Origin of the sequence: Mycobacterium sp. NPDC049093 (genome assembly GCF_040704635.1) — a bacterium.
Lineage (GTDB): Bacteria > Actinomycetota > Actinomycetes > Mycobacteriales > Mycobacteriaceae > Mycobacterium.
The window spans coordinates 858,862-874,502 of the sequence record NZ_JBEZJS010000004.1; the positions used below are offsets into that span (position 1 = coordinate 858,862).

Here is a 15,641-nt window from a genome sequence, read left to right on the forward strand (position 1 = left end):
CTCCTTTGGGTGAGGTTGGGTGGATTAGCGGGGCGGTTCGATCGGCAGGGTCGGGCCGCCGTAGGGCGTGGGAATGGTGTAGCGCCCCTTCGGTGTCGGATCGGTGGTGCGCCCGAGGTCGGCCCCGGGCGGCGGGCCCGCGGTGTCGTCACCTGCCGGACGCGGCGCATTCTTGGCGCCACGAACCAGGACACCGGGGTGGTCGTCGCGACAATACGTGTACATGTAGGGCTCCGGGTAGTCGGCCGACGCCGGTGGCCGGCGCGGTGTCCCGTAGTCACACGTATAGCGCGGATAGATGTCAGCCGTTGCCCACAGCCCGTTGTCGTGCATGACGCTGCCCAGCGCATCGAGCACCGAGGTGCGGTAGTTCGGAAACAGTGCATTCAAGGCCGGCACCCGCAGATACAGCAATTGCGAAGTGCTGGCGAGGCTTCCGAGCAGCTGCACCATTGTGTCGGAGTTGTCGGTGAACAGGTTGTCGACCGAGTTCAACGCTCCCGGGGTCTGATTCGTCAGCCGGCGGTAGCCGTCGCGCATCTTGTTGATCCCGTCGAACGTCGAGTCGAGGTTGTCCGACGCCACTGCGATCCCGGCATTCTTCTCCGACATCAGGTTGAACACCACGCGACTGTTGCGCAGCACGCTGACCGTCTCGGGTAGCACCGAATCCAGGGTGGACAACAGGAATGTGCCGCCGTCGATGACGTCGGCCAGCTTGCGCGGACCGGCCTGCGACATGCTCAGTTCCCGGCGGATCACTTCCAGCTTGCCGGTATCGACCTGGGCCAGCGCACCGTCGGCGTCGGCGAGCAACTGGGCCAGGCTGACCGGCACCGTGGCCTTGCCCAGACCGATCACACTGCCGTCGGAGAGGAACGGGCCGTCTGCCGTGTTCGCCGCGAAATCGATGTACTGCTCACCGGCCGGGGACAATCCGGACACCCGGACATCGCTCGACTTCGGGATGGAGACCGCCGAGTTCACTTTGACGACGGCGTTGACCCCGGCGGGTGTGATGTTGAGTCGCTCCACCCGCCCCACCCGCACGCCGCGCAACGTGACGTCCTGATTGGGCAGCAGGCCGGCGGATTCCGGCAGCTCGATGGTGATGCGGTAGCTCGAGTCCAACGGCTTGACCCGCAGTGCTCCGATCATCAGGTAGGCGCCGGCCACCACCAGCGTCATCACCAGCGCCCCGGCCGAAAGCCAGGCGCGACGCCGATACCCGGCCCGGACCACGCCGACGACGAAGTCGGCCAGTGCGTTGATCATCGCGGCACCTCCGCTGCCGGCACCGGCGCCGGTGTCTCAGCGGGAGCAACCGGCGGCGCGCCCGGGGGTGGCTCCGGAGGAGCCGCGGGTGCCGGGACGATCTCACCGGGTTCGGTCGGGCTGGGAATCACCGGCATCTGCGGCACCGACGGGCCACGACCGACGACCCGCTCCTGCAGCCGCAACAACGTGTACTGCAGTGAGCCGACCAGCTGATGCCAGTTGTAACGCTTGGGACCGTGCAATCCCGGATCACCACCGAACCCGATATCGGGAATCGATCCGAGAACCAGCCGGTCGATGCTGGCGCGCACCGAAAGCCCGCTGCCGGACGTCGCTTTCACCAGTGGCGGCATCAGCCGGTTGAGCGCGTACAGCGAGGCGTCCGGGGACAGCGCCACATCGTTCCACGCGCCCGCCACCCTGTTGGCATCGGCGATCACGCTGCGCCCGCTGGTGTCCGTGCCCGCGATCGACGGGAACTTGCGCAATTGCGCAGAGGTGTCGCCGATCTGGGTGATCAGATCGGCGATCTGAGTGGTGTGCTCGGCCAGCGTGTCGGTGGCCGGCCCGGCCGCATCCATCAACTCGCTGACGGTCTGGTTCTTGTCGTCGATCTGCTTCAACAGCCGCGAGGTCTCGGTCATGGCGGTCGAAAGCTGGTCGGAGCGCGCGTTCAGGGTGCCCAGCGTGTGGTTCGTCTTGGCGATCAGATTGCCGAACGCCTGACCCTGATCACCGGTGGCCTTGCCCATCCCGTTGATGATGTTGGTGAAATTGCGTACGGCACCACCGTTGACCAGGATCGCCGCCGAGCCCAGCAGTGATTCCACTGTCGCGGCGGCGCGGGTGTCGTCCAGACCGATGGTGTCGCCGTCCTTGAGCAACGGAGCGTTCGTGTCGACCGGGCTCGGCGGCCTGACCGAGACGAACACGTCGCCCAGCGGTGTCGCCGAACGCAATTCGGCGGTGGTGCCATGGGGCAGCCGGACCCCGTCCATGATGCGCAGGGTCGTCACGGCGGTGTAGTCCTTGGCCACCATCGACTCGAGTTCACCCACGTCGGCACCGGCCAACTTCACCTTGGCATTGGCCGGCAGATTCAAGGCGTTCGAGAACACCGCGGTCAGCCGGTAGCCACCGGAGCCGACACCGGGAGCCGGCAACGGCAGGCTGGCCAGGCCTTCGGACGCGCATCCCGAGACGGTCAGACATGCCGTCATCACCACGGGCAGAACGTATTTACGCCACGGTCGTTTCATCGCTGCCCCATCGCCGCCATGCCGTCGAGCATGTAGGAAAGCCCGAAGTCGGGACCGAAGTCCTGCACCGTTCCGGTGCTGCAGCCGAGCTGCCGCAGTCCCATCATGTTGCAGACCTCTTTGACGGTCTGCGAGTCGAACAGCACCTTGTCCACGAGGACGTGCGCCCGCGCCGAGCCGTTGTTCTGGTCGACGATGTTGTAGATGTTGTCCAGCGTCAACGGGGCCAGATCGAGGAACTCCGCGAGATCACGCCGCTGGTCCACCGTCGTGGTCAGCGCGGTATTGCCGTTGAGGACGATCTGTTTCACCTCATCGCGGTGGGTCTGCAGCACCTCGCCCACCTGGGTGATCACCTCGTTGATCTTCTTGCCGGTCGTGCCGCTGCCGAAGTTCTCGTCGGCCAGGATCTGGCTGAGTTGCCGCACCGACGAACCGAATTCCCGCAACGTGGCGTCGTTGCGGGAGGCGGCTTCGAACAACGAGCTCAAGTTCCGCACAATCGTGGTGAGCTGGTCGCGGGTCACCGCTCCGCGATCCGAACTGAGCCGCAACGCGTCTGACAGTTCACCGAGGGCGTCCTTCATCTGCTGCCCGTTGCCGTCGGCGATCGCCGCACTGGCGTTGACGACGTCGGCCAGCGGTCCGTTGCCCTTGCCGTCGCCCTTCAGCGACGAGGACAACTTGTCCAACACGTCGAGCACCCGGGCGAACTCGACGGGTGTCTTGGTTCGGTTCAGGCCGATCGTGTCGTGATTCTGCAGCGTCGCCCCACCGTGGTAGGCCGGGGTCAGCTCGATCTGGCGGTCGGTGAGGATCGAGTTGGAGATGGTGACCGCCTGCGCATCGGCCGGGACCGAAACGTCCTTGTCGACGGTGAACTCGACCTCGACGTAATTGCCCTTCGGCGTGATCTTGGTGACCTGACCCACCTGCATGCCGAGCACCGCGACCGTATTTCCCTCGTAAAGACCTGCAGCACTGTCGAATTGGGCCGTCACGGTGATGGTGTCGGTCCGATTTTTCAGAAACCACCAGCCCGCGCCTGCCACCGCCGCGACCAGCACGGCACCGGCCACGCACAGCGCGGCGATCTTGCTCCTGAACACGCTCATTGGCAGTCCTTGTAGTACTGGATCATGTTGAACTGCTTGGCCCGGCCGCTGATCGCACACATCCAGGAGTCGATCAGCAGCCCGTTGCCGACGTGCATCTCCCCGGCGTTGCCGTTGCCGGTGGCGTTGGCGAGCCCGCGCAGGGCCACCGGCCCGGATTGCAGTGTGCTGCGCAGCAGATCGTCATGCTGCCCCAGCATGTTGGACAGGTCGCGGAGGTTGGTGAGCAGCTGTTCGAGCTGCGGCCGGTCGTCGATCACGATGCCGGTCAGGGTCTGGACCAGGTTGGTCAGGGCCGCGAGCATGGCCTGAAATGAGGCCCGGCGCATGACGAACTCGCCGACCAGGTCGTTGCCCTGGTTGACCAGGTTGCCGATCGTGGCCTGCTGGCGGCGCAGCGTGTTACCGACCAGATCCGTGGTCTCCAGCAGGGAGCCCAGTTGGTCGCGTCGGTCGGCGATGATGGTCGCCAGCGTGTGGGTGTTCTCCAGTGCCTTGGGCACCACCTCCGGCAGACCCTCCATCTGCTTTCCGAGGATGCCCAGTGTCTGCGCGAACTTGTCGGAGTCGACCTGTTCGAAGGTGGTGGTGACGTCCCCCAGCGCCTCCTGCAGGTCGTAGGGCACCTCGGTGTGGGTGAGGTCAAAGGTGTTGTCGGGCAAGGAACCCGTGCCTGCGGGCTGCAGGGCCAGATAGCGGGACCCCAGGATCGTGGTGATCTTGATGACGGCCCGGGAGTCCTGTCCGAGCGGAACATCGTCGCGCACCTTGAGCTTGGCCTCTACGTGGTCACCGGCCAGCTTCATGCTCCTCACCTCGCCCACCGGCATGCCGGCGACGGTGATCGGGTTGCCGGCCTTGAGCGCAGCAGCCTGCTGGAACCGCGCGGTGTACTGCCGGTAGCCGACATCGGCCACCTTGACGATCAGCATCGCCCCGATCAGCACGGACACCACAGCGATCGCCATGATCCCGAGCCACGTCCGGTTGTAGCTCTCCAGAGGACGCCGCTTCTTCTTCGGCTTCTTCGGCGCCGTCGGATTCTCGCTCTTCGTCAGCTGATCAACCATTGGCCATGTTCCTGCACTTCGGGGTGTACTGCGCCTTGTTCCCCGGGGTGGCCGCGTCGACGATGATCGGTGTGACGTCGTTGAGGCCAGGGAAGAATCCCGTTGCGTTCAGATCGCATGCGTAGGTGGTGGCGTAGGCACCCTCGTTGGTCATCCGCGCGAAACCCTTGAGCAGCAAGGGCAGATTGGCGCCGGTGAATGCCAGTTGCGGTTCGATCCCCACCATGTGTGCGGCGAAACCGGGCTGCCGGGTCACAAGTTCGTTCAGCGACGGGTACACCTGATCGCTGATGGACGACAGTTGCTGCACCACCTTGGAGATCGAACCCAGAGAGTCCACCATCTCGGGCCGGCGGGCATCGAATGTGGCGACCATTCCCCGGGTTTGGGTGATCACCTCGTCCAGGCTGTCGTTGTGCTGGGCCAGGTTCTTGGCCACCGCGTTCAAGTTGTTGATCACCTCTCCAAGTTCCTGATCCCGGCCGGCGAAGGAATCGGTCAACTGCGAGGTCTGGTCGACGAGGGCGACGATCGAGGCGTTGTCGCCCTGCAGCGAGGCGATCACGCCTTTGGTGAGATTGTCGGCGTCCCGGGGATTGAGCACGCTGAACAGCGGCTCGTAGCCGTTGAGCAGGGCCCCGACATCGAACGACGGATCGGTCTGATCGACCGGGATCGTGCTACCGGCCGGAAGTGGGCCCGGATCACCGAGATTGCCCAGCGACAGCCCGAGATACCGCTGCCCGACGATGTTCTGGTAGGTCACCGAGGCGACCGTCCGGCCGTACATCGGCTGGTTGTCCTGCACCACAAACGACACCTTGGCCAACGCGCCCTGCAGTTCGATCTTCTCGACGCGCCCGACCCGCACCCCGGCCATCCGGACGTCGTCTCCCTCGCGCAGGCCGAACACGTCGGAGAACAGTGCGGCGTAGGGCACCGTCTTGCCGGCCACATCACGGCGCAGCGTGACGTAGACCAGCCACGTCAACCCGAGCGCGACCACCATAAACAGCGACAGGCCGATCATTGCACCGCGGTACTTCATCGGCCTCCCTCTCCTGAAACTGGTTGCGGCGCCTCGGCGGGCAGCAGCGGACCGTCCGGTGCCGGCGCGGCACCGGGTGCGGGAGCCGATCCGGGCACCGATGCCGCCGGCGGTGAACCGGGCGGCCGCGGGGCCACCGGCGCGACCGGCGACAGCGGCACCGGCGGAGGCGGCGTCGGCACGAGTGCGGGGTTCGCCGTCCCCGGCACCGGCCCGGCCGGTGGCATCCACGGTGGAAGCGGCGGATTCGGATCCGACAGATCGGGGTTCGGGTTGACCAACGGCGGGCCGACCGCGACGAGATTCCCGTTGGCGCCCAACGCCGTTCCAGGCGGCGGCATCAGATCGGCAGGCGGTTGATAGTTCTCCGGCAGCAACACATCCGGCAGCGACGGGCGGGTCGGCACCAGTGGGGCGGTGAAGCAGCTGGGGCCCTTGAGCCCGGAGTACTGCGGGCAGTCGGCACGGGTGTAGGCGTAGCTCGGTGTGAGCGAGAGGTTCACCCGCATGTTGCCGAAGTCGTTCTCGGGCATCCACACGTGGTCGAAGAACTTGCCCGACAGCTGGTTGAGCTTGACGAAGGCCGGCACCCAGTTGTTCGAGGTGTCCGCCAGCACGCCCAGTACCGGGGTCAGGTTCGACGTGGTCTTGACCAGTTGATCGGTGTGGTTGTCCAGCGCGGTGTGCGTGGTACCCACGGTGTTGATCCCGCCGTTGATCATCGTGTTCAGCTGCGAGCGTTGCTCGACCAGCGTGCGCATCGGCTCCACGGCCTTGTGCAGGGCGTCGAGCAGATCCGGCGCGGTCTGTTGCAACCCGTGGGTCGCATCGATCAGGGCGGAGACGGTGGTGTCGCCGGGCTCGGTCGCCACCACCGCATCGAGTTGATCGATCAACCGGTTCAATTGCGCTCCGCTGGTGAGCAATTCGTTACGACGGTTCTCGGTCGCGGCATTCACCGCGGCCAGGATGCCCACTGTCTTGTCCTCACGGCCACGACCCGTCGCGGCAAGCACATCGCGCAGCTTGCTGATCGTGGTCTGGAAAAGCACCGTGGGAAGCTCGGTGTCCTCCGGGATTTGGGCGCCCGCCGCGATGGGTGCGCCGGGGCCCCTGTCGACCAGTTGCACCGACGACACCGCGAAGACGTTGCTGGGCACCACCCGTGCGGTCACCGTGTTCGGGATGGAACCGGCGTACTCGGGTTTGAGGTCGATGTGGACGAAGTTCGGATCGCCGTTGGCGGCCGGGACGACATCGTCGACCATCCCGACGAGTACGCCGTGATACTTCACGTCGGAGCGCTGCGGCAAGCCGTCGCCGACGTTGACCAGTGCGGCCACCACCGGCACCCGGTCGTCCAGCTTGCCGGTGGCCTTCACCAGAAGGAACGTCGAAACCAGCGCTGCCACAACGAGTACCGCGGCGCCACAGCCGAGCAGCTGACGGTCGGACGGGCCCCGACCATCCATTTCCAGCGAGTTACCCATCTAGCCGCCGAACCTCGCTCCTGAATCGACCGTCCACAGCGCCATGGTGAGCAGCATGTTGACGATGACCACCACGGTGATGCTGGCACGCATGGCGTGACCGGCGGCCACGCCCACCCCTACCGGTCCGCCCGAGGCGTAGAACCCGTAGTAGCACTGCACCGTGGAGGCGATCCACACGAAGATGACCGCCTTCAGCACCGAGTAGAGGATGTCCTGCCCGGACAGCATGAGGGTGAAGTAATGCATGTAGGAACCGGTCGAGCCGCCGCTGATCAGGAAGACCACCACCTGGGTGGTCAGATAGCTGACCGCAAGGCAGAGCGCGTAGAGCGGGATCACGGCGATCACCGCAGCCATCAGCCGCGTGGTGACCAGATACGGGATCGGTCGGATCGCGATGGAATCGAGCGCGTCGATCTCCTCGGCGATGCGCATGGACCCCAGCTGCGCGGTGAATCGGCAACCGGCTTGCGTGGCGAAGGCCAGCGACGCCGCGATGGGCGCCAGCTCACGGGTGTTCACCAACGACGAGATGATGCCGGTGGCCGGACCGAGCCCGAGCAGATCGAGAAAGTTGTAGCCCTCGATACCGACGAGCGCACCCATGGTGATGCCCAGTACGACCGCGACCCCGATGGTGCCGCCGCCGACCACGAGTGAGCCGTTGCCCCAGGCGATGTCGGAGAGCAGCCGGACGAATTCACTGCGGTAGTGGCGCAGCACGATCGGTACCGCTGTCAGTGCCCGGACGAAGAACACCATCATGTGGCCCAGCCGCATCACCGGCTGGGAAGCCCGCCGGTAGAGCCGGACCCACGGCGCCAGTAGCGGTGGGACGAATGTCGAGGCCGTCACGTCACAGCCCGACCCGGGGGAACAACATGATGTAGAGCTGGCTTATCGCCACGTTGACCACCATCAGCAACAGAATCGATTCCACTACCGCTGCATTCACTGAGTTCGCCACACCGGTGGGCCCACCTTTGGTCGACAACCCCTTCTGACACGACACCACCGCGACGATGGCGCCGAAGATCACCGCCTTCACCAGAGCCACGATCATGTCGCCGGTGGTGGCGAACGAGGCGAAGGTTGCCACGAAGCTGCCGGGCGCACCGTTCTGGAAGTAGACGTTGAACAGGAAGCTGGCCAGGAAGCCGACGAAGCACACCACCCCGGTCAGCGCCACGCCGATCATGATCGCGGCGACGAAGCGCGGCACGACCAACCGCTGAATCACCGAGACACCCATGACCTCCATGGCATCGGTTTCCTCACGCATGGTCCGCGAACCCAGGTCGGCGGTGATCGCCGACCCCACCGCGGCGGCCATGAGAACAGCTGCGACCAGTGAGGCGGCCTGCCGGATGACCGCCAGGCCACTGGCCGCACCGGCCAGTGAGGTCGCGCCGACCTGGCCGGCCAAGAGCGCGAACTGGATCGAGAGGGTGACGCCGATCGGCAGGGCCACCAGCACGGTGGGCAGCACGGCGGTGCCGGCCATGAACGCGCCCTGCCGGATGAACTCCTGCCACTGGAAGCGGCCCGTCACAAGGTCGAGGAACAGGATCTGGACGGTGCGGACGCCGAGCACGAACTGGTCCCCGACCGTGGCGAGCGACGCCAGCGGATGACGCCGGGCGTAACCGGTGGCCCAATTCTCGATGGCGTCGATTCCCCGCTCCGGTTCGACCCCATCAGAAACGCTCTCAGGCGGCGCCGTCATCCTCTCTCATTAAGCAGCAGAACCAGCAAAGATCAACCCTCCCCAAACCGAGGTACGGCCGCTCTCGGCCGAATAACTCGCATTGGATGGCACCGTAACGTCGAGACTCGATCCCCGTCAACGTTTTGCCGAATTATCATTCACTTAGCGAGATGGGCTCATCAATTTCCGGCAAACCACCCGCCGCCACCATCGCGTAGCCAGCACCGCTCGAACGGGCGGGCGATGCCTTGTCACTTCCCGTATTACGTGTAAATACAGTGCATTCAGGCGGTTGCGAGGGTGATCAACATTGACGCCGGCGCAAGTGCCGCGCTCTGACCGGCCGAGGGTTCGTGCCGCATGGACGAACTCACCACGGAATCCGTGCCCGGTATGGCCATTAACTTTGCCGATCGTGTCGAAACTGTGGAAAAGCTGTCGGATTTTTGCCGACGACGGGGCCGCGTCGGCCGGCTCACCGCCCGCGCCGAAGTCTACTGACTACGCGCGATGTCAGTCGGGTTTCGCAACATCTCGTCCGCGCCGGATTCCCGGTTCGCCTGCGCCACGATCGCGGACAGCAGACCGGGCATGGCGGCGTCCACGTCATGCGCGCGCAACTGCTGATAGACGTGACCCTCACTGATCACCCGTTCGGTGAGGCCGGCGTCGCGCAGGATGTTGAAGTGGTGGGTGGCCGTCGACTTGTTGATGCCGTCATAGAGCGCCGCGCATTTCACCGGCTCGCCGGCGTCGTGTAGACGACGCACCATCTCGAGCCGCACAGGATCCTGCAGAGCTGCCAGCAACTGCGGCAACGTGCCCACCCGACACGGCGCCTCGACCGTCGGAGCATCTGCCATGCGTGTCCCCCCGCCGCCAGAAATAAGTTTGATGAACGTCAAACCCAGCGTAGGCTCGGCCGGGTTCGATGAATATCGAACCTACCGGACGGGGAGTGGCGATGGCGCGGATTTCGGCGGAGAACGTCCTCGGGCGGGAGGTCGAGCAGGGCCAACGCTGGGCCTATCCACTGCTGCTCATCTTCAGCGGCGTGGCACTGGGAGTCTCGGGCCTGCCGGCACCCCTGTACGGAATCTACGAAACCGCCTGGCATCTCACGCCGCTGGCCACCACGGTCATCTTCGCGGTGTACGCGCTGGCTGCGCTGGCCGCCGTCCTCATCTCCGGCCGCATCTCCGACGTGATCGGCCGCAAGCCCGTGCTCGTCGGCGCCCTGATCGCCATGCTCATCGGACTCGGCGTGTTCCTGGTCGCCGACAACATGGCCCTGCTCCTGCTGGCCCGCACCATCCACGGCGCGGCCATCGGTTCGATCGTGGTGGTCGCCGCCGCCGCACTACTGGACCTGCGCCCGCACCGCAGTGTGCGCTCGGGACAACTCAGCGGCGTCGCCTTCAACATCGGCATGACGGTGGCGATCATCGGCTCCGCCGTCCTCGCGCAGTACGCCCCGCACCCGCTGCGCACCCCGTACGCCGTCGTCGCGGTGATCTGCGTGCTCGTCGGCGTCGGCGTGCTGGCGCTGCGCGAAACCCACACCACCCGCTCCCCCGGCCCCATCCGGATCTCGAAACCCGCTGTGGCCAAGGAAATTCGGTCAGACTTCTGGTTCGCCGCACTCGGCGCCATGGCCTCGTGGTCGGTCCTGGGTGTACTGCTGTCGCTGTATCCGTCGCTGGCCGCCCATCAGACCCACATCGAGAACCTGGTGTTCGGCGGCGGAGTCGTGGCCATCACCGCGTTCTCCGCAGCGATGGCCCAACTGGCCACCACGCGCATCCCGGCACACCGTTCCGCGATCATCGGCGACATCGGCATGGCGGTCGCCCTGATGCTGACCATTCCGGTGCTGCTCACCCACTCCTGGCCCCTGGTGTTCGTCGCGGCAGCAATGCTCGGTGCGACGTTCGGGCTCGGGTTCGGCGGATCGCTGCGGCACCTGTCCCATGTCGTCCCGGCCGACCAGCGCGGCGAAACCATGTCCGCGTTCTACCTGCTGGCCTACACCGCCATGGCCGTCCCGACCCTGCTGGCCGGCTGGGCCGCCACCCGCTGGGACCTGGCCACCGTCTTCCCGTGGTTCGCCGGCGCGGTGTCGACGGCATGCCTGACGGCCGCGATCATCGGCGCGCTGAGCCGACGCAGAACCGCCACCGGCTGACCCAGTTCGACAAGTTGCGCTCAGCAACGGGGTCTCGGCAATACGCTGATCGCCATGGCACCAGCGCAACGCGAACCGAACGTCGTCGTCCTCGGCGGCGGGTCTTGGGGCACCACCGTCGCCTCCATCTGCGCCCGGCGCGGGCCGACGCTGCAGTGGGTGCGCTCGGCGGAGACCGCCGAGGACATCAACGACAACCACCGCAACTCGCGTTACCTGGGCAACGAGGTGGTTTTGCCCGAAAGCCTCAAGGCCACCAACGATTTCAACGAGGCGGCCAACTGCGCCGATGTGATCGTGATGGGCGTCCCGTCCCACGGCTTCCGCGGGGTCCTCACCGAGCTGGCCCGGGAACTGCGTCCGTGGGTGCCGGTGGTCTCCCTGGTCAAAGGCCTGGAACAGGGCACCAACATGCGAATGAGCGAGATCGTCGACGAGGTGCTGCCCGGGCATCCGGCCGGCATCCTGGCCGGGCCGAACATCGCCCGCGAGGTCGCCGAGGGCTATGCCGCCGCCGCAGTGCTGGCCATGCCCGACCAACATCTGGCCGCGAACCTGGCACAGTTGTTCCGCACCAAGCGTTTTCGCACCTACACCACCGACGACGTGGTGGGCGTGGAGATGGCCGGGGCCCTCAAGAACGTCTACGCCATCGCCGTCGGCATGGGCTACTCACTGGGCATCGGCGAGAACACCCGCGCGATGGTGATGGCCCGCGCGGTGCGAGAGATGGCCAAACTGGGCGAGGCCGTCGGCGGCCAGCGCGACACATTCGCCGGCCTGGCCGGCATGGGAGACCTCATCGTCACCTGCACCAGCCAGCGCAGTCGCAACCGCCATGTCGGCGAACAACTGGGATCGGGCAAGTCCATCGACGAGATCATCGCGTCGATGAATCAGGTCGCCGAGGGCGTCAAGGCAGCCAGCGTGATCATGGAGTTCGCCGACAAGTACGGGCTCAACATGCCCATCGCCCGCGAGGTCGACGCGGTGATCAACCACGGCGCGAAGGTCGAGGACGCCTACTACGGGTTGATGGTCGAGAAGCCCGGCCACGAGGTGCACGGCTCGGGGTTCTGATTTTCTGCGCCGAGAGTGACGCCGTGGTCGCTCAGCGTCGCTGACGACGACCTCTACCTCGCTTTCGCGGAACCGGGTTCGACGCCGCGCACGGCGGCGCGGAAGTCCTCCGCCCCGACCGGTGGGGCGATGGTCCAGAGCACCTCGGCCTCGCCTTCGGTCGGGTTGTGCCAGTCATGCAGTTGGGTCGCCCCGAAGGTCATGCTGTCGCCGGTGTCGAGCAAGGTGGTCTGGCCCTCGACGGTGATACTGAGCCCGCCCTTGAGCACGTAGACGAAAATCGTTGCGGCGTCGAGTCGGTAGGCCCCGCCCGAACCACCGCCCGGCCGCATGATGGTGTGCATCACCTGCACATGGTGTTCGGACTTCGGGGTCAGCAACTCTTCCCTGACCCCGTGGCCGCCCATCTCCAGCGGCGCGCCGGCCCCGCTGCGCACCACCGGCGCCGAGGGGTACTCGAACAGATCGCCGATGCCGATCCCCAAGGCGTCGCAGATGCGCATCAGCACCGGGACCGACACGTTGGTCATCCCCCGCTCGGCCAGGCTCAGGAAGCCCTTGGTCACCTCGGCCCGGGCGGCCACCTCCGTCAGGCTCAATCCGCGCTGACCACGGAACTCACGCAGCCGTGCCCCGGCTCGTCCCATCCCGGTCTCCGTGCCGGTCTGGCCTCCGTCCGCCACTGAACCTCCCCCTTCCTGTTGACGCCCATTCGTTTAGTGGTGTAAAACACATCCATCGTTTTATGGCATTGAACCCTACACGTGGCGGTGCCCCTCCGAAGCACAGAAAGGCACGCGGTGTCTGCACCTGCAACCGAGCCCAACAGCGAGTCGACGCGCATCCAGGCCGCCGTCCTCGACGGCAACGGAACCATCAGCATCGAGCGCGTCGACCTCGCTGCGCCCGGCCCCGGCGAAGTGCGGGTCCGGATCGCCGCGGCCGGCGTCTGCCACTCCGACCTGCACGTCACCACCGGAGCCTGGGACGTCCCAGCGCCGGTGGTGCTGGGACACGAAGGATCCGGCGTGGTCACCGCGGTCGGCCCCGGCGTCGACGACCTCGAACCCGGCGACCATGTGGTGCTCAGCTGGGTGCCCGGCTGCGGCGATTGTCGCGCCTGCCAGGCCGGCCGTCCGGCCCAGTGCGCGCTCGTGGCGTCGGTCGTGGCCACCGGCGGCACCCTGTACGACGGAACCACCCGGCTGTCCAACGAGCGCGGCCAGATCCACCACTACCTCGGGGTGTCCTCCTACGCCGAGCAGGTCGTGGTCCCCCGCAGCGGCGCGATCAAGGTCCGCAAGGATGCGCCACTGGAAGACATCGCGATCGTGGGCTGTGCGATCGCCACCGGAGTGGGCGCGGTGCGCAATACCGCAGGCGTACAACCTGATTCGACCGTCGCGGTGATCGGCTGCGGCGGAGTGGGCCTGGCCTGCGTCCAGGGCGCCAGGCTGGCCGGCGCCTCACGCATCGTGGCAGTGGACGTCGTCGCCGAAAAGCTCGACCTGGCACGCAAACTCGGTGCCACCGACACCGTCGACGCCTCGACGGTCGAGGACGTCGTGGCAGCCCTGCGTGAGATACTGCCCGACGGATACGACTACATCTTCGACGCCATCGGCAAGATCGCCACCACCGAGCAGGCCATCGCGGCACTGGGCCTCGGCGGAGCCGCGGTCATCGTGGGCCTGCCGCCGGCCGGCGAGCGGGCCAGCTTCGACCCGCTTGCACTGGCCGAGGCCGATCAACGGATCCTGGGCTCCAGTTACGGCTCGGCGGTGCCGGAGCGCGACATCCCGCAGCTGGTCGACGAGGTGATGGCGGGCAACCTCGACCTGGCCTCGATGATCTCCGCCCGGCGGCCCCTGGCCGAAGCCGCGGCCGCCCTCGATGATCTGGCCGCCGGCCACGCTCTGCGCCAACTCCTCGTCCCGAACGCCTGAGAAGAATCGAGATCCCAAGTGACTGAAGATCTCCAGACCCGGGCCGAGACCCCGACCGGGGACGCGGGCCTTCGCCGCGGGGTGATGGGCGGCGGCGAACTGGCCGCGCAGGCCATCGCCAACATCGCACCCAGCGCCGTCATCGCGTTCACCGCTGCCGCCATCTACACCACCGCCAGTAACGGCACCTGGGTCTCGTTCGCGCTGGCCACCGTCGTCATCCTTTCGGTGGGCTACTGCATCTCGCAGTTCGCGAAGCGCCGCTCGAGTGCGGGCTCGCTCTACAGCTATGCCGCGACCGCGCTGGGGCCGTTCGGCGCCTACCTGACCGGCGTCAGCCTGATCATCGGATGCTTCGGCATCGCCGCGGGTTCACTGAGCGGCTCGGTGGCCTACACCGCCACCCTGCTGAACCAACTCGGTATTCCGGTCCACGGGGTGGCTGCGCAGATCGTCCTCGCCGCCATCCTCGGTGCGCTGGCCACTTTGTTCACCATCCGCGGCATCCGGCTGTCCGCCCGGGTTTCGCTTGTGCTGGAACTGGTTTCGCTGTCGATCATCACCCTGCTGCTGGTCTTCACCCTGGTGCACCTGGGGGCGAACGCTTTCGATGCCGACCAGTTCGACCTGAGTGGCGCCAAGCCGTCGGGTATCGCGGTGGGCATGGTGTTGGCGATCCTGGGCTTCGTCGGATTCTCCAGCGCCGACGCCTTGGCCCGCGAGGCCAAAGATCCCTACCGCGCGGTGCCGCGGGCCATCATGTGGAGCGCCGCCGGCGTGGGTGTGCTGTATGTCTTCGCCGCCTACACCCAGGTGGCCGCGCTGGGCCCCGACCTCGGCGAATCCGCCCAACCGCTCAACGATCTCGCAACCCTGGTCGGCATGCCGGGCTGGTTCAACCCGATCCTCAACTTCGGTATCGCCGCATCGTTCTTCGCCGTCGTGGTCGCGCCGATGAACGTCATCGGCCGCATCCTCTACGTGATGGGCAAGGAGGGTGTGGTTCCGTCGGCGATCGGCCGGACCCACCCGACGCACCTGACCCCGCACCGCGCGCTGATCTCGGTCAGCCCGCTGGTGATCGCGGTGCCCGTGGTCCTGTACCTGGTGGGCGTCGACGCGATGAACGTCGTGACCTGGGTGGACACCTACGGAACCTACGGCTACATGGTCGCCTACGCGGCCGCCGCGATCGCGGCCGTCGTCTTCCTGCGCAGTATCAAAGTCCGTGTTCCGCTGGTCTGGCCGGCCGCCGCGCTGGCCATCGGATCAATGGCATATGTGTTCTACGCCAACGTGTATCCGGTGCCGGCCTACCCGCTCAACGTGATCCCGTGGCTGTTCCTGGCGACGGTTGCCGCCGCGCTGGCCTGGTACTGGATCCTGAGCCGTCGGTCACCGGAAGTGATCGCAAGGATCGGTACCAGCGACATGGAAACGCTCGAAGGAATCGGCTGAC

Annotated in this window: 15 protein-coding genes; 5 read left to right on the forward strand and 10 right to left on the reverse strand. The window is 66.4% G+C overall.

Going from position 1 to position 15,641, the window contains the following annotated elements:
* Positions 1-24 precede the first annotated feature (24 nt).
* Genes AB0876_RS19775 through AB0876_RS19810 form a run of 8 tightly spaced genes read right to left on the reverse strand, consistent with a single transcriptional unit; the run spans position 25 to position 8,989 of the window.
* Positions 25-1,275, reverse strand: coding sequence for an MlaD family protein (locus AB0876_RS19775; protein ID WP_491841786.1), 1,251 nt, complete (start codon positions 1,273-1,275; stop codon positions 25-27).
* Positions 1,272-2,537: an MCE family protein gene (locus AB0876_RS19780; RefSeq protein WP_491841787.1), complete on the reverse strand. Its 1,266-nt coding sequence runs from the start codon at positions 2,535-2,537 to the stop codon at positions 1,272-1,274. Before AB0876_RS19780 ends, AB0876_RS19775 begins: the two co-directional genes overlap by 4 nt.
* Positions 2,534-3,652 (reverse strand): MCE family protein, encoded by a 1,119-nt coding sequence (locus AB0876_RS19785; RefSeq protein WP_491841788.1) that lies wholly within the window; start codon positions 3,650-3,652, stop codon positions 2,534-2,536. The genes AB0876_RS19780 and AB0876_RS19785 overlap by 4 nt, the downstream gene beginning before the upstream one ends.
* Entirely contained in the window at positions 3,649-4,722 is a 1,074-nt protein-coding gene (locus tag AB0876_RS19790; protein ID WP_491841789.1) for an MlaD family protein, read from the reverse strand. Before AB0876_RS19790 ends, AB0876_RS19785 begins: the two co-directional genes overlap by 4 nt.
* On the reverse strand, positions 4,715-5,770 hold the full coding sequence (locus AB0876_RS19795; RefSeq protein WP_491841790.1) for an MlaD family protein: 1,056 nt from the start codon (positions 5,768-5,770) through the stop codon (positions 4,715-4,717). Before AB0876_RS19795 ends, AB0876_RS19790 begins: the two co-directional genes overlap by 8 nt.
* Positions 5,767-7,260, reverse strand: coding sequence for an MlaD family protein (locus AB0876_RS19800; RefSeq protein WP_526042725.1), 1,494 nt, complete (start codon positions 7,258-7,260; stop codon positions 5,767-5,769). Before AB0876_RS19800 ends, AB0876_RS19795 begins: the two co-directional genes overlap by 4 nt.
* Positions 7,261-8,118 (reverse strand): ABC transporter permease, encoded by an 858-nt coding sequence (locus AB0876_RS19805; protein WP_491841792.1) that lies wholly within the window; start codon positions 8,116-8,118, stop codon positions 7,261-7,263.
* Between the two features lies 1 nt (position 8,119).
* Complete coding sequence (locus AB0876_RS19810) at positions 8,120-8,989, reverse strand: MlaE family ABC transporter permease (protein ID WP_055110313.1); 870 nt, start codon at positions 8,987-8,989, stop codon at positions 8,120-8,122.
* Positions 8,990-9,331: 342 nt separating this feature from the next.
* Between AB0876_RS19810 and AB0876_RS19815 the strand changes: the two genes are divergently transcribed.
* The gene (locus tag AB0876_RS19815) at positions 9,332-9,472 is read left to right on the forward strand and encodes a hypothetical protein (protein WP_491841793.1); all 141 of its coding nucleotides are present in this window, start codon (positions 9,332-9,334) and stop codon (positions 9,470-9,472) included.
* Here AB0876_RS19815 and AB0876_RS19820 read toward each other — a convergent pair.
* Positions 9,466-9,834, reverse strand: a complete 369-nt coding sequence (locus tag AB0876_RS19820) for an ArsR/SmtB family transcription factor (RefSeq protein WP_491841794.1) — start codon at positions 9,832-9,834, stop codon at positions 9,466-9,468. The two genes, AB0876_RS19815 and AB0876_RS19820, sit on opposite strands and share 7 nt — an antisense overlap.
* Before the next feature lie 101 nt (positions 9,835-9,935).
* On the opposite strand from AB0876_RS19820, the gene AB0876_RS19825 reads away from it, so the two are divergent.
* Together AB0876_RS19825 and AB0876_RS19830 are read left to right on the forward strand one after the other, a co-directional pair.
* The gene (locus AB0876_RS19825) at positions 9,936-11,156 is read left to right on the forward strand and encodes an MFS transporter (protein WP_526042726.1); all 1,221 of its coding nucleotides are present in this window, start codon (positions 9,936-9,938) and stop codon (positions 11,154-11,156) included.
* Between the two features lie 54 nt (positions 11,157-11,210).
* Entirely contained in the window at positions 11,211-12,236 is a 1,026-nt protein-coding gene (locus AB0876_RS19830) for an NAD(P)H-dependent glycerol-3-phosphate dehydrogenase (protein WP_055110319.1), read from the forward strand.
* Positions 12,237-12,289: 53 nt separating this feature from the next.
* On the opposite strand, the gene AB0876_RS19835 is transcribed toward AB0876_RS19830, so the two are convergent.
* On the reverse strand, positions 12,290-12,919 hold the full coding sequence (locus AB0876_RS19835) for a helix-turn-helix domain-containing protein (protein WP_526042727.1): 630 nt from the start codon (positions 12,917-12,919) through the stop codon (positions 12,290-12,292).
* Positions 12,920-13,036: 117 nt separating this feature from the next.
* Here AB0876_RS19835 and AB0876_RS19840 point away from each other — a divergent pair, with 117 nt between their 5' ends.
* Positions 13,037-14,182, forward strand: a complete 1,146-nt coding sequence (locus AB0876_RS19840; RefSeq protein WP_526042728.1) for a zinc-binding dehydrogenase — start codon at positions 13,037-13,039, stop codon at positions 14,180-14,182.
* A gap of 18 nt (positions 14,183-14,200) precedes the next feature.
* A complete protein-coding gene (locus AB0876_RS19845; RefSeq protein WP_526042729.1) occupies positions 14,201-15,640 on the forward strand; it encodes an amino acid permease in 1,440 nt (479 codons plus the stop codon).
* Position 15,641 lies beyond the last annotated feature (1 nt).

Coding starts and splice junctions, on each gene's coding strand:
- AB0876_RS19795 (WP_491841790.1), bottom strand. CDS start 5,770: ATGAAGTACCGCGGTGCAATGATCGGCCTGTCGCTGTTTATGGTGGTC.
- AB0876_RS19820 (WP_491841794.1), bottom strand. CDS start 9,834: ATGGCAGATGCTCCGACGGTCGAGGCGCCGTGTCGGGTGGGCACGTTG.
- AB0876_RS19800 (WP_526042725.1), bottom strand. CDS start 7,260: ATGGGTAACTCGCTGGAAATGGATGGTCGGGGCCCGTCCGACCGTCAG.
- AB0876_RS19780 (WP_491841787.1), bottom strand. CDS start 2,537: ATGAAACGACCGTGGCGTAAATACGTTCTGCCCGTGGTGATGACGGCA.
- AB0876_RS19775 (WP_491841786.1), bottom strand. CDS start 1,275: ATGATCAACGCACTGGCCGACTTCGTCGTCGGCGTGGTCCGGGCCGGG.
- AB0876_RS19825 (WP_526042726.1), top strand. CDS start 9,936: ATGGCGCGGATTTCGGCGGAGAACGTCCTCGGGCGGGAGGTCGAGCAG.
- AB0876_RS19785 (WP_491841788.1), bottom strand. CDS start 3,652: ATGAGCGTGTTCAGGAGCAAGATCGCCGCGCTGTGCGTGGCCGGTGCC.
- AB0876_RS19810 (WP_055110313.1), bottom strand. CDS start 8,989: ATGACGGCGCCGCCTGAGAGCGTTTCTGATGGGGTCGAACCGGAGCGG.
- AB0876_RS19830 (WP_055110319.1), top strand. CDS start 11,211: ATGGCACCAGCGCAACGCGAACCGAACGTCGTCGTCCTCGGCGGCGGG.
- AB0876_RS19815 (WP_491841793.1), top strand. CDS start 9,332: ATGGACGAACTCACCACGGAATCCGTGCCCGGTATGGCCATTAACTTT.
- AB0876_RS19790 (WP_491841789.1), bottom strand. CDS start 4,722: ATGGTTGATCAGCTGACGAAGAGCGAGAATCCGACGGCGCCGAAGAAG.